Consider the following 12,161-nt stretch of genomic DNA (forward strand, 5'->3'; position numbering starts at 1 on the left):
CTGAACCGCTCCGCCCTGAATCGCTCCGAGAGGACACCATGTCAGACATCGTCCGCGCCGACGGGCGCAGCACCGACCAGCTCCGCGAGATCACGATCGAGCGCGGCTGGTCCGCGCACGCCGAGGGCTCGGCGCTGATCAGCTTCGGCGGCACGAAGGTGCTGTGCACCGCGTCGTTCACCAACGGCGTGCCGCGCTGGCTGACCGGCAAGGGCAAGGGGTGGGTGACCGCCGAGTACGCGATGCTGCCGCGTGCCACCAACTCACGCAACGACCGCGAGAGCGTGAAGGGCCGCATCGGCGGTCGCACGCACGAGATCTCGCGCCTCATCGGCCGCGCGCTGCGCGCGGTGGTCGACACGAAGGCGCTGGGTGAGAACACCATCGTCATCGACTGCGACGTGCTGCAGGCCGACGGCGGCACCAGGACCGCGGCGATCACCGGGGCGTACGTCGCGCTCGCCGACGCCATCGAGTGGGGTCGGGACAAGAAGTTCATCGGTCGCAACGCGAAGCCGCTGCTCGATACCGTCGCGGCCGTCTCGGTGGGCATCATCGACGGCGAGCCGATGCTCGATCTCGCCTACGTCGAGGACGTCCGCGCCGAGACCGACATGAACGTCGTCGTCACCGGACGCGGGCTCTTCGTCGAGGTGCAGGGCACCGCCGAGGGCGCGCCGTTCGACAAGCGCGAGCTCGACGCCCTGCTCGACCTGGGAATCGCCGGCTGCGCGTCGCTGCAGCAGCACCAGCTCGCGGCGCTGGCCGACGGAAGCGCCGAATGAAGGTCGTCCTCGCCACGCACAACCCGCACAAGGTCGCGGAGTTCCAGCAGATCGTCGCCGCCACCCGTCCCGACCTCGAGGTGATCGGGTACGACGGGCCCGAGCCGGTCGAGGACGGCGTCACCTTCGCGCAGAACGCGCTGATCAAGGCACGCGCGGCGTTCGCACATACAGGGCTGCCGGCGCTCGCCGACGACTCCGGAATCTGCGTGGACGTGCTCGGCGGATCCCCCGGCGTCTTCTCGGCGTACTGGGCGGGGCAGAAGAAAGATGCCACGGCCAACCTCGCGCTGCTGCTCGACCAGCTCCGCGACGTCGCCGACCCCCACCGCACCGCGCAGTTCCACTCGACCATCGCGCTGGTGACCGCCGACGGCGCAGAGCGCACCGTCGAGGGCGTCTGGCCCGGGCGCCTCGCGCACCGGGCATCCGGCTCGGGGGGATTCGGGTACGACCCGATCTTCATCCCCGACGGTCAGGACCCGGCCTCGGAGCGCTCAGTAGGCGAGTTCACCGACGCCGAGAAGCAGTCGCAGTCGCATCGGTCCCGCGCCTTCCAGGCTCTGATCCCGCTGCTCGCCGCGCTGTAGCACCGCCCCGCCCGGGCTGTTGAGAACCGTTACCGTTCCCGTGTGCTCGGAAAGGGCCTCGAGAGCGTGCCGCCCGGCCTAGCCTGGAGGCATGCACGACCACGCACCCGCCGCCGGGGGGATTCGCGACGCCGGCCACCGGCGCCTGCTGGCGATCTCGCTGACGCTGACCGCCACCGTGATGGTGGTGCAGGTCGTCGGCGCGATCCTGTCGGGCTCGCTGGCGCTGCTCGCCGACGCCGCGCACATGTTCACCGACTCGTCGGCCCTCGTGATCGCCCTGATCGCGACCGCGGTGGCCGCGCGACCCGCCGATGACCGGCGCACGTTCGGCTACCAGCGCGCGGAGGTGTTCGGTGCGCTGATCAACGCCATCATCCTCATCGCGCTGATGGTCGTGGTCGCCGTGCAGGGCATCCAGCGGCTGATCGACCCGGGCGAGGTCGAGGTGGCGGGCCCGCTCATGCTGGCCGTCGCAGTCATCGGCCTGATCGCCAACGCCATCGCGATGTGGGTGCTCAGCCGCGCGCAGAAGACGAGCATCAACGTGCGCGGCGCCTACCTCGAGGTGATGGGCGACCTGATCGGGTCGGCGATGGTCATCGTCGCCGCCGTCGTGATCGTGACCACGGGATGGATGCCGGCCGACGCGATCGCCTCGCTGCTGATCGCGGCGCTCATCCTGCCGCGCGCGATCTCGCTGCTGCGGGAGGTGTTCTCGGTGCTGGCGGAGTCTGCACCGCAGGGCATGGCGGTCAGCGAGATCCGCGAGCATCTGCGGGTGTACCCGGGCGTCGTCGACGTGCATGACGTGCACGTGTGGCAGCTGACCCGCGGCGCCCCCGTGTTCACCGCGCATGTGACGGTGGAACCGGCCGTGCTGGCATCCGGTGGTTCGTCGCGGCTGCTGCAGGAGCTGCAGGGCTGTCTTGCGCACCACTTCGACGTCGCCCACTCGACCTTCCAGCTCGAGCCCGCCGATCATGACGAGTGCGAGGCCGCGCACGCCTGAGGGTCAGTCCTCGACGCGCACCTCGTCGGGCGACTTGTCCGGCCGCAGCCCGCGCCAGCGGGAGTGACGCAGGATGCCGCCCGGTGACCAGTTCGCGAACTCCACCTCGCCGACCAGTTCCGGACGCACCCACAGCGCATCGGATGCATCGGGGGAGGGCACCTGCAACGGAGCGGTCTGCACGCGCAGCGGCTCGAGCTGCACGGCGAGATCGCGCAGCATCCGGTCGGTGAATCCGGTGCCCACCCGACCGACGTAGCGCAGGCCGCCGTCGGACTCCGGTGACGGCACGGCGAGCAGCAGCGAGCCGATCCCGTCTCGACGGGCGCCCTGACCGGGCCGGATGCCGACGACGACGACCTCCTGGGCATGCGTCCGCTTGAGTTTCAGCCACGAGCTCGAGCGTCGCCCTGGTCGGTACCGGGAGTCGGGGTCTTTGGCGACGACACCCTCGAGGCCGAACTCCCGACTCGCGTCGAGAGCGGCCTCGAGATCGTCGAAGACGGGCGGCACCTGCACCGGAGCGTCGAGATCGGCGGCGAGCTGCTCGAGTAGCTCGCGCCGCTGGCGCAGCGGCATGCCGGTGAGGTCGTGCCCGTCGAGTCGCAGCAGATCGAAGAGCATGTAGCTGATCGGGGTGCGCACGACCTCGCGTTCGATCTCGCGGCCCTTGGTGAGGTGCATCCGATTCTGCAGGAGGGCGAAGCTGGGGCGCCCGTCGTGGTCGAAGGCGACGATCTCGCCGTCGACCACCGCCTCGGCGGCTGGCAGGTGCGGGGCTCCGTCGGCGGTGAGCTCGGGATAGCGCGCGGTGATGTCGGTGCCGCTGCGGGCGCGCAGAGTGAACCGGCCGATGCCGTCGCCATCGCGCTGCCACGTGCCGATCGCTCGGATACCGTCCCACTTGATCTCCGCCCACGCCGGCTCGCTGAGCGAACGCGCGAGGCCCGGCGTGCCGGACTCCGACAGCATCGGCGGGATGAACGGGGGCACCGCGGTGGCGTCGGCGCTGTTCTCCTGCTCGGGTGGAGACGGTCTCCCGGTGCGGCGAGGGGATCGCCGGCCGGGGGATGGCTGCGCGTCCGCATCCTTCATGCGGTGCAGCAGCCACTGCGACTTCTCGCCCTCGCCGCCGGTGCGGATCAGAGCGAGACGGGCTGTGCCGAGCCTGCCGCCCGGCTGCCCGGTGAACGTGCCGATCACCTCCTCGTCGCGCCACTTCTCCAGTGAGACCGTGCCGGTGTCCCACACGGTCATGGAACCCGCACCGTACTCGCCGGCCGGGATCTCGCCCTCGAAGTCGAGGTACTCGAGCGGGTGGGGTTCCGTCATCACCGCCAGGTGGTTGCGGTCGGCGGTCTCCGGCACGCCCTTCGGCACCGCCCAGCTGACGAGCACGCCGTCGCGCTCGATCCGCAGGTCGTAGTGCAGCCGACTGGCGTGGTGCTCTTGGATCACGAACCGCGGCGCATCGCCCGAGCCCGCATATGCCGTGCGCGGCATGGGCTCGGGAGTCTTCTCGGCGTCCCGTTTCGCGAGGTACGAGGTGAGCGCGGTGCTGGGCGGTGCGAGGGCCGCCAGGGGGTCGACGCCGGAGCGCATCCGCTCGAGAACCTCGTGCAGGTCGAGGTGCCGCAGAGCCGGGTCGTCGAGCTCATCCCACGTGCGTGGCGCCGCGACCCAGGGGTGAGCGCGTCCGCGCAGGGAGTACGGCGCGATGGTGGTCTTGGACGCGCTGTTCTGACTCCAGTCGATGAAGACCCTGCCGCCGCGCTGCGACTTCGCCATGACGTGGGTCGCGAGGTCGGGATGGTCGGCCTCGATCAGCCGCGCGAGCTCCTTCGCCACCGCCGAGACGTCATCGCTCGACTGCAGGCCGGTGCCGTCGTCGGCCGTGGGCAGGCGGGCGTACAGGTGGATGCCCTTGCTGCCGCTCGTGACCGGCATCGGCTCCAGCCCCATCCCGCCGAGGATGACGCGGGCGATCCGCGCGACCTCGGCGCACTGCGCGAGGCCCACATCGGGACCCGGGTCGAGGTCGAGTACGAGCCGGTCCGGCATCCCGCGTCCGCCGGAAGGGGTGAAGCGCCACTGCGGCACGTGCAGCTCCAGAGCGGCGATCTGCGCGAACCAGACGAGCGAGGCGACATCGTCGGCGAGCGGGTAGTCCTTCGGGCCGTCGGAGTGCTCGATCGGCATCCGCCTGATCCAGTCGGGGGCCCCGCGCTCGAGCTGCTTGGTGAAGAAGCTCCCGCCGGGCACGTCTGCCGTGCCGACCCCGTCGACCCACCGCTTGCGGGTGACCGGGCGTCCGCGCAGGTGCGGCAGCATGAGCGGCGCGATCTGCGAGTAGTAGGCGATCACCTCGCCCTTGGTGGTGCCGGTCTCGGGGTAGACGACCTTGTCGAGGTTGGTGATGCGCAGGCGACGGCCGTCGATCTGAACGACCTGCTCGCCGGATGCCATGGGGCCAGGTTAGTGGGCATCCGCAAGCCCCTCGCGGCTGGCGGCGGCCTGGTGTTCACTGAGGGCATGAGAAGCATCTGGAAGGGCGCTCTGACGTTCGGACTCGTGAACGTCCCGGTGAAGGTGTACTCCGCGACCGAGGACCACGACGTGCCGCTGCACCAGGTGCACCACGAAGACGGCGGGCGCATCCGGTACCAGCGCATCTGCGAGATCGACGGCGAGCCCGTCGAGTACGCCGACATCGGCCGCGCCTACGTCGACGACGGGCAGACGATCGTGCTCACCAAGGACGACCTGGCGTCGCTCCCGGCCGAGAAGAGCCGCGAGATCGACGTCGTCGAGTTCGTGCCCAGCGACCAGGTCGATCTGCTGACCCTCGACAAGGCCTACTACCTGGAACCCGACTCGAAGTCGCCGAAGGCGTACGTGCTGCTGCGCAAGACCCTCGAGCAGACCGACCGCACCGCCATCGTGCGCTTCACCCTGCGGCAGAAGACCCGCCTCGCCGCGCTGCGCGTGCGTGGCGACGTGCTCGTGCTGCAGACGCTGCTCTGGGCGGACGAGGTGCGCGAGGCCGCTTTCCCCGCGCTCGACGAAGACGTGAAGATCAGCACGAAGGAGCTCGAGATGTCGGCAGCTCTCGTCGAGAGCTACTCCAGCGACTTCGACCCGGAGGAGTTCGTCGACGAGTACCAGAAGGAGCTGCGCACCCTCATCGACGCGAAGATCGAGGCGGGCGAGGGCTTCGACGCGGCCTCGACCTTCGGCGACGAGCGCGAGGCCGAGAAGGGCGGCGAGGTCATCGACCTGATGGAGGCGCTGCGCGCCAGCGTCGAGCGCACCAAGGCGGCCAGGAAGGGCAGCGCGGCGGCGGATGCCGAGGACACAGCCGACGACGGGGACGCCGACGAGGGGAAGCCGACGCGCAAGAAGGCGGCCCCGAAGAAGGCGGCCCCGAAGAATGCGGCCCCGAAGAAGGCGGCCCCGAAGAAGCCGGCGGCGAAGAAGGCGTCGACCAGGAAGAAGGCCGGCTGAGCCTTCGGCAGGGTCAGTGCTTCCCGTCGCCGTCGAGGTCGGGCGCGCGGTCGAAGACCTCGGGATCCAGCCGCAGGGCCTCTGCCTCGGCGGCATCCGTGTCGACGTCGTCTCCGCGGGCGGCGGCCTTCTTGGCCTTGTACCGCTCGACGAGGTAGTGCCACAGGGTGACGACGGCGGTGCCGCCGACGGCGAGTAGCAGGATGAGGTCGATGTAGTCGACGACGAGGTCGCGGATCCACGGGATGTAGGCGATCAGGTAGCCGACCATCGTCAGGCCGAAGCCCCACAGCAGCGCGCCGATCAGGTTGAACAGCGAGTACCGCTTCCACGGCATGTGGCCGACTCCCGCGGCGACCGGGGCGAAGGTGCGCACGATCGGCACGAAGCGGGCGAGGATGATCGTGATTCCGCCGAAGCGGTCGAAGAACGCGTTGGTGCGCTCGACGTTCTTCACGCTGAACAGGCCGGATTCCTTGCGCTCGAACACCGCGGGCCCGCCCTTGTGTCCGATGAGATAGCCGACCTCGCCGCCCACGAACGCCGCGAGCGCGATCAGCAGCGAGACGCCCCAGATGTTCACGCCGAAGATGTCGCTGGTGTGGGTGAGCAGCCCGGAGATGACGAGCAGCGTGTCACCCGGCAGCAGGAAGCCCACCAGCAGCCCGGTCTCGGCGAACACGATGAAGCAGACCACCGCGAGCGCCCAGGCACCTGCTCCCTCGATGATGTTCGCCGGGTCGAGCCATGGGATCAGCGCCGTCGGGGCCTGGAGCATGGTGTGGAGCAAAAGAGTTCCCGTCGTTCGATATCGGCGGAGTGCGGAGATGCGGTGCGGAAGATGGGACTTGAACCCACACGCCCGGGGGCACAGGAACCTAAATCCTGCGTGTCTACCGATTCCACCACTTCCGCGCGGTTTTGAGTCTAGCGATCGAGTCGGTCGGGTTTTCCGTAGATTCGCCCTACGGCTTCCTGTGGATAACTTCGACGCGGGCGTGTCGATCTCTGTCAGGATGCCCGGCGTGAGCTATCCGTCCGCCGCCGTCGCCGAGAGAGTGCGTCGGCGTCTGCGCCTGGAGAACACCGATCCCTCCGCCGAGCCCGACGAGGCGCGTCGGATCGCGCAGCTGGAGGTGCGCAGGCACAACGACCTCGCCCTGCAGCGGGGCGAGACGATGATCGACGACGAAGCGGCTCTCGTGCGCGATGTCCTGGCCTCCGTCTCGGGGTTCGGTGCGCTGCAGCCTCTTCTCGACGACCCCGAGATCGAGGAGATCTGGCTCAACGGTCCCGACCGGGTGTTCGTCGCGAAGGGCGGGGCGACGCACCGCGTCGACCTGCAGCTGACGGATGCCCTGATCCGCGACCTCGTCGAGCGGATGCTGCAGACCACGGGCCGTCGCGTCGACGTGAGCCAGCCGTTCGTCGATGCGTCGCTGCCCGACGGATCGCGTCTGCACGTCGCGATCGCCGACGTGGTGCGTGGATCCTGGGCGGTGAACATCCGCAAGTTCCTGACGCGGCACCGCACCATCGAGGCGCTGGTCGCGCAGGGCTCCGTGCCCTCGCAGGTCGCCGACCTGCTGCTGGCCGGGCTGCGCGCGGGACGCAGCATCATCGTCTCCGGCGCCACGCACGCGGGCAAGACCACGCTGCTCGGTGCTCTGCTGTCAGCCTGCGCGGCCGACCAGCGCATCATCACGGTCGAAGAGACGTTCGAGCTCGCCGTCGACGGCCCGGACGTGGTGGCGCTGCAGGGCCGCCAGGCGAGTCTCGAGGGCACCGGAGAGATCACGCTGCGCCGGCTCGTGAAGGAGGCCCTGCGCATGCGACCTGATCGCCTCGTCGTCGGCGAGGTCCGCGATGCCGAGGCGCTCGATCTCGTTCTCGCCCTGAACACCGGCGTGCCCGGCGCGGGCACAGTGCACGCCAACTCGGCCGCGGAGGCACTCGAGAAGCTGGCGCTGCTGCCCCTGCTCGCCGGGCGCAACATCGACCGCTCCTTCATCGCGCCGGCGCTGGCATCGTCGATCTCGTTCGTCGTGCACTGTCGTCGGGAGGCAGACGGGTCGCGTCGGGTCGTCGAGGTGATCGCGCCGACGGGCGAGGTCGCCGACGGCCGCATCGTCAGCACCTCGGTCTACCGGGCGGAGGAGGCGACATGACTCTGCTCGTCGGCGCGCTGCTCGGTGCGGGGCTGCTCCTGTGCGTGTCGCCGTGGCTCTGGCCGCGCCAGGAGCGACCCGCTCGCGATCCGCGCAGCACGCGTCTGCGACGGCTGCTGGATGAGGCCGGGCATTCGCGCACGCCGACGCGCACGATCGTCGCGGTCATGGTCGCGATCGCCGCGGTGTCGGCCGCCCTCGCATGGCTGCTCACGGGCATCCCGGTGCTGGTCTCCCTCGCTGCGCTCGCCGGCGCTGCCGCTCCCGTGATGTTCCTGCGCGGACGCAGGCTGCGGCTGCGTAAGGCGCGGCGGCAGATGTGGCCGGACGTCTGCGATCTGCTGGTCGCGGCCATCCGTGTGGGGCTCTCGCTGCCGGATGCGGTGGCGAGCCTCGCCGAATCGGCGCCGCCGGCCGTGCGTCCGGCGTTCCAGGTCTTCGCCCGCGACCTGCAGTCGACCGGACGCTTCGAGTCGAGCCTCGACCGGCTGAAGGCGACGCTGGCCGATCCGATCGCCGACCGCATCGCCGAGACGCTGCGGATGGCCCGCCAGGTCGGCGGCACCGAGCTGACCGGCGTGCTGCGCGCGCTGTCGTCGTCGGTGCGCGCGGATGCCGCGCTGCGCGGCGAGGTCGAGGCGCGGCAGTCGTGGATCCGCGGCGCCGCCGTGCTCGGCGCGGTCGCCCCCTGGGTGATCCTGGGCCTGCTCGTGATGCGCCCCGAGGGTCGCGACGCGTACGGCAGCACCGAGGGAGTGCTCGTCATCCTCGTCGGCGCGGTCGTGTCGGTGGTGGCGTTCCGCATCATGCTGCGCATCGGGCGGCTGCCCGAGCCGGAGCGGTGGTTCGGATGACCGCCGCGACGGATGCCGCCATCGCGGTGCTGCTGGGCGGGTCGCTCGCGCTCGGCCTGCTCGGCGTGCTCTCGGCGCTGCCGCGCTGGGGCGCACCCTCTCTCGAGCGACGGATCGCGCCGTACGTGCGCGATGTGGTCGACGATGATGCGCTGCCGGCGGGCATCCTGCCGGCCGTCAGCGTCATGCCGGTGCACGGCCGGCGACTGTGGGAGAGGCTGCGGGAGATGTTCGACCGGATGCTCGGCGGTGGCGACACGCTGCGGCTGCGTCTCGCGCAGGCCGGCGCCGACCAGACACCTGCAACCTTCCGCGGGCGTCAGCTCGCCTGGGGAGTGACCGGACTCCTGGTCGGCGCGGTCGCCGTGGTGGTCATGGCGGTCTCCGGGCGCATGACTCCGCCGGCCGTGCTGCTGCCGGTCATCGCCGCAGCCGGCGCGGCGATCGCATACGACATGCAGCTCACCGCGCGGGCACGCTCTCGTCGCGCGCGCCTGGCCGACGAGCTGCCCACGACGCTGGAGTTCCTCGCCCTGTGCCTCTCAGCGGGCGAGTCGCTGCTCGACGCGCTGCGCCGCGTGTCGGCGATCGGCACGGGGGAGCTGACCGGAGAGCTGCGTCAGACGGTGCTGGCGGTGCACACCGGGTCGCCGCTCGCGGACGCGCTCGGCGAGACAGCCACGCGGCTGCAGCTGCCGGGGCTCTCCCGGGCCACCGACCAGATCGTCGCCGCCCTCGAGCACGGTGCGCCGCTCGCCGCGGTGCTGCACTCGCAGGCTGCCGACGCCAGAGACGAGGCGAAGCGCGTGCTCATCGAGCAGGCAGGGCAGAAGGAGATCCTCATGCTCCTGCCGCTCGTGTTCCTGATCCTGCCGCTGAGCGTGCTGTTCGCGGTGTATCCGGGCCTGTTCATCCTGCGACTGGGCCTGGGCTGACAACGATCGACGATCCGGAGGGAGAAGAGAGATGAAGAAGCTGGAGAGGTGGTTCGCGCTCGGCCGCGACGTGGTGGAGGACGAACGGGGCGACGTGCCCGGCTGGGTGCTGGTGACGCTGATGACCGCGGCGCTCGTCGTGGTGATCTGGGCGGTCGCCGGTCCCGCGCTGGTCGACCTGTTCGAGCAGGCGATCTCGCGCGTCTCGGGCATCTGACCGACGCTCGGGATGCGTGCGCGCTCTCTCCTCGCCGATGAGCGAGGGTCGAGTCCCGTCGAGTTCGTGCTCGTCGGCGCGCTGCTGACGGCGCTCACCCTCGCCGTGCTGCAGATCGCGCTCGCCGTGTACGTGCGCAACGTCGTGCACGACGCGGCGGTCGAAGGCGCGCACCACGCGGCGCTCGCCGACACGACGCTCCAGGAGGGCGCCGCGCGCACCGAGGCCGTGATCACCCGAGCAGTCGGGGACGAGTACGCCGGAGACATCGGGGTCGGAGAGGACATGAGCCTGGGGCACCCGAGCGTGCTCGTGCGCGTGCGCACGACGCTGCCCGTGCTGGGTCTGCTCGGCGTTCCGTTCGGATTGGAGGTGGAGGCGCGTGCGCCCGTCGAATCGTTCGGAGACGACTGAACCGCTGCTCGACGACGAGACCGGTTCCGCCGCCCTCGAGTTCATCGTCGCCGGCCTGCTGCTGCTCGTCCCGCTCGTGTACCTCGTGCTCGTGCTGGGCGCGCTTCAGGAGCAGACGCTCGGCGCGGAGGCCGCGGCGCGTCACACGGCGCGGGTGATCGGTCAGGCGCCGGATGTCGAGACGGCAGCCGAACGCGCGGATGCCGTGCTCGCCGGCGTCATCCGGGAATACGGCATGGACGAGGACGCCGTCGACGTGGGGATCAGCTGCCGTCCGGCATCCCCCGCATGTCCGAGCGCCGGGGCGACGGTGATCGTCACGGTGCGAGCGGAGGTGACGCTGCCCCTCATGCCGCCGATCTTCGGGCTCGATGAGCTGGCGGCCATACCCGTCGAGGCGCAGGCCGCGCAGAAGGTCTCGAGACCGTGGGGGAGCGGATGAGCGGCTCGGCGCGGNNCCGCGCCGCGCTCGCGGGCGACGACGGCAGCGTGCTGCCGCTGGTGCTCGGGTACGCGATGCTCGCGATCGCGGTGATCTTCGTCGGCGTGTGCGCCACCGACCTCTACATCGCCCAGAAGCGTCTCGACTCGCTCGCCGACGCGGCGGCGCTCGCCGGATCCGACGGCTTCACCCTCGAGGCGGAGGGTGAAGGCGTGCGAGCCGAGCTCACCGACGACGGTGTGCGCGACCAGGCATCCGCGGTGATCGGGGCGGTCGACTCCGCGGCGAGCCTGGTGTCGGCGGGAACGCCCGACGGGGTCTCGGCGCGGGTCACGGTCGCCGCGGCCTGGCATCCGCCGCTCCTCTCGCCGTTCGTGCCCGACGGGGTGCCGCTCGAGGCGACGGCGACGAGCCGCACGGCGCTGCGGTGAGCGGGATGTCAGTGCTCGCGTCGCGGCAGGAACTTCGGCGTCCAGACCGCGAAGCCCGCGGCTCCCAGCAGCGCAACCCCGCCCATCACCGCGGTCGCGAGGGGCAGCGAGGCCAGCGCCACGATCGACGCGATCATCACCGGGGCTGCCGCGCCCCCGGCATCCGTCAGCGTCCGCCACGCCCCGAGGAACGTCGCGGGATCGGTCTCGGGGGCGAGATCGGCTCCGTAGGTGAGCAGGATGCCACTGGAGAGGCCGTTGCCGAGTCCGAGCACCGCGGCCATCAGCGCGAACCACATCGTCGCCTGATCCAGATCATGCGTGAACGACAGGGCGATGAGCCCGGCACCCATCAGCAGCATCGCGGGAAGCGCCGCCCAGATGCGGCCGAACCGGTCCATCACCTGGCCGCTCGCGTAGAACAGCGCGAAGTCGATGGCGCCGGAGACGCCCACGACGATGGCGATCGTGCTGGCATCGAGCCCGAGCGACACCCCCCACAGCGGCACGATCACCTGGCGTGCCGATCGCACCGCCGACAGCGCCGCGGCGGAGAGGCCGAGGCGCATCAGCACACCGCGGTAGTACGAGATGGTCTCGAGCACGCCGTAGCGATCGCGGGTGGGGATCGACCCGGTGACGACCTCGCCGGAGTCCTCTGCGACCGCAGCGCCGGTCGGCTTGAGCAGCACCGGGCTGCTCTTCTCGGGGTCGGGGCCGAACAGCACGAGCGGCACGATCGCCGCGCAGCACACGATCAGCGCCCAGATCGTCGACTGCTCCGACCCGGTCAGCTGGATCAGCGCGGC

The 12,161-nt window shown here is 70.7% G+C and carries 14 protein-coding genes and 1 tRNA gene; 11 read left to right on the top strand and 4 right to left on the bottom strand.

The features are described from left to right. The first annotated feature begins 38 nt into the window (after window positions 1–38). From rph to BFN01_RS01350, 3 genes are all read left to right on the top strand, one after another. Window positions 39–785: a ribonuclease PH gene (rph, locus tag BFN01_RS01340; RefSeq protein ID WP_071640722.1), complete on the top strand. Its 747-nt coding sequence runs from the start codon at window positions 39–41 to the stop codon at window positions 783–785. Then, window positions 782–1,375, top strand: a complete 594-nt coding sequence (rdgB, locus tag BFN01_RS01345) for an RdgB/HAM1 family non-canonical purine NTP pyrophosphatase (protein WP_071640724.1) — start codon at window positions 782–784, stop codon at window positions 1,373–1,375. Before rph ends, rdgB begins: the two co-directional genes overlap by 4 nt. Window positions 1,376–1,466: 91 nt before the next feature. After that, window positions 1,467–2,387: a cation diffusion facilitator family transporter gene (locus tag BFN01_RS01350; RefSeq protein ID WP_071640726.1), complete on the top strand. Its 921-nt coding sequence runs from the start codon at window positions 1,467–1,469 to the stop codon at window positions 2,385–2,387. A 3-nt stretch (window positions 2,388–2,390) separates the two neighbouring features. Here the strand turns inward: BFN01_RS01350 and BFN01_RS01355 are convergent, their stop codons facing one another. Continuing rightward, window positions 2,391–4,853, bottom strand: a complete 2,463-nt coding sequence (locus BFN01_RS01355) for an ATP-dependent DNA ligase (RefSeq protein WP_071640728.1) — start codon at window positions 4,851–4,853, stop codon at window positions 2,391–2,393. 66 nt (window positions 4,854–4,919) lie between these two features. Here BFN01_RS01355 and BFN01_RS01360 point away from each other — a divergent pair, with 66 nt between their 5' ends. Next, window positions 4,920–5,891, top strand: a complete 972-nt coding sequence (locus BFN01_RS01360; protein WP_071640759.1) for a Ku protein — start codon at window positions 4,920–4,922, stop codon at window positions 5,889–5,891. Between the two features lie 13 nt (window positions 5,892–5,904). On the opposite strand, the gene BFN01_RS01365 is transcribed toward BFN01_RS01360, so the two are convergent. Together BFN01_RS01365 and BFN01_RS01370 are read right to left on the bottom strand one after the other, a co-directional pair. Then, window positions 5,905–6,669, bottom strand: a complete 765-nt coding sequence (locus BFN01_RS01365) for a DedA family protein (RefSeq protein WP_071640730.1) — start codon at window positions 6,667–6,669, stop codon at window positions 5,905–5,907. Between the two features lie 55 nt (window positions 6,670–6,724). After that, window positions 6,725–6,806, bottom strand: a tRNA-Leu gene (locus tag BFN01_RS01370). Window positions 6,807–6,916: 110 nt separating this feature from the next. On the opposite strand from BFN01_RS01370, the gene BFN01_RS01375 reads away from it, so the two are divergent. The 7 genes from BFN01_RS01375 to BFN01_RS01405 all read left to right on the top strand — a co-directional run bounded on the left by BFN01_RS01375 (window position 6,917) and on the right by BFN01_RS01405 (window position 11,352). Next, the gene (locus tag BFN01_RS01375) at window positions 6,917–8,059 is read left to right on the top strand and encodes a CpaF family protein (RefSeq protein WP_256220993.1); all 1,143 of its coding nucleotides are present in this window, start codon (window positions 6,917–6,919) and stop codon (window positions 8,057–8,059) included. Further along, window positions 8,056–8,913 carry a type II secretion system F family protein gene (locus BFN01_RS01380; RefSeq protein ID WP_071640732.1) on the top strand — a complete coding sequence of 286 codons (858 nt, stop codon included), beginning with the start codon at window positions 8,056–8,058 and terminating at the stop codon, window positions 8,911–8,913. The genes BFN01_RS01375 and BFN01_RS01380 overlap by 4 nt, the downstream gene beginning before the upstream one ends. Then, window positions 8,910–9,848: a type II secretion system F family protein gene (locus BFN01_RS01385; protein WP_071640734.1), complete on the top strand. Its 939-nt coding sequence runs from the start codon at window positions 8,910–8,912 to the stop codon at window positions 9,846–9,848. Before BFN01_RS01380 ends, BFN01_RS01385 begins: the two co-directional genes overlap by 4 nt. Window positions 9,849–9,879: 31 nt before the next feature. Next, window positions 9,880–10,065: a hypothetical protein gene (locus BFN01_RS01390; RefSeq protein ID WP_071640736.1), complete on the top strand. Its 186-nt coding sequence runs from the start codon at window positions 9,880–9,882 to the stop codon at window positions 10,063–10,065. A gap of 12 nt (window positions 10,066–10,077) precedes the next feature. After that, complete coding sequence (locus BFN01_RS01395; protein WP_071640739.1) at window positions 10,078–10,479, top strand: TadE/TadG family type IV pilus assembly protein; 402 nt, start codon at window positions 10,078–10,080, stop codon at window positions 10,477–10,479. Further along, window positions 10,448–10,921 carry a TadE family protein gene (locus BFN01_RS01400; protein ID WP_071640741.1) on the top strand — a complete coding sequence of 158 codons (474 nt, stop codon included), beginning with the start codon at window positions 10,448–10,450 and terminating at the stop codon, window positions 10,919–10,921. Before BFN01_RS01395 ends, BFN01_RS01400 begins: the two co-directional genes overlap by 32 nt. Before the next feature lie 47 nt (window positions 10,922–10,968). Continuing rightward, window positions 10,969–11,352 (top strand): hypothetical protein, encoded by a 384-nt coding sequence (locus BFN01_RS01405; protein ID WP_256220994.1) that lies wholly within the window; start codon window positions 10,969–10,971, stop codon window positions 11,350–11,352. Window positions 11,353–11,360: 8 nt separating this feature from the next. On the opposite strand, the gene BFN01_RS01410 is transcribed toward BFN01_RS01405, so the two are convergent. Beyond that, window positions 11,361–12,161: MFS transporter (locus tag BFN01_RS01410; RefSeq protein ID WP_143187118.1), on the bottom strand; the 801-nt coding region annotated here is incomplete at its 5' end.

It is taken from the genome of Microbacterium sp. AR7-10 (assembly GCF_001878835.1).
In the GTDB taxonomy this organism is placed as follows: Bacteria; Actinomycetota; Actinomycetes; order Actinomycetales; family Microbacteriaceae; genus Microbacterium; species Microbacterium commune.

Excerpts from the sequence above, each read along its gene's own strand:
- rph (WP_071640722.1), top strand. The coding sequence starts at position 39 with ATGTCAGACATCGTCCGCGCCGACGGGCGCAGCACCGACCAGCTCCGC.
- rdgB (WP_071640724.1), top strand. The coding sequence starts at position 782 with ATGAAGGTCGTCCTCGCCACGCACAACCCGCACAAGGTCGCGGAGTTC.
- BFN01_RS01350 (WP_071640726.1), top strand. The coding sequence starts at position 1,467 with ATGCACGACCACGCACCCGCCGCCGGGGGGATTCGCGACGCCGGCCAC.
- BFN01_RS01355 (WP_071640728.1), bottom strand. The coding sequence starts at position 4,853 with ATGGCATCCGGCGAGCAGGTCGTTCAGATCGACGGCCGTCGCCTGCGC.
- BFN01_RS01360 (WP_071640759.1), top strand. The coding sequence starts at position 4,920 with ATGAGAAGCATCTGGAAGGGCGCTCTGACGTTCGGACTCGTGAACGTC.
- BFN01_RS01365 (WP_071640730.1), bottom strand. The coding sequence starts at position 6,669 with ATGCTCCAGGCCCCGACGGCGCTGATCCCATGGCTCGACCCGGCGAAC.
- BFN01_RS01380 (WP_071640732.1), top strand. The coding sequence starts at position 8,056 with ATGACTCTGCTCGTCGGCGCGCTGCTCGGTGCGGGGCTGCTCCTGTGC.
- BFN01_RS01385 (WP_071640734.1), top strand. The coding sequence starts at position 8,910 with ATGACCGCCGCGACGGATGCCGCCATCGCGGTGCTGCTGGGCGGGTCG.
- BFN01_RS01390 (WP_071640736.1), top strand. The coding sequence starts at position 9,880 with ATGAAGAAGCTGGAGAGGTGGTTCGCGCTCGGCCGCGACGTGGTGGAG.
- BFN01_RS01395 (WP_071640739.1), top strand. The coding sequence starts at position 10,078 with ATGCGTGCGCGCTCTCTCCTCGCCGATGAGCGAGGGTCGAGTCCCGTC.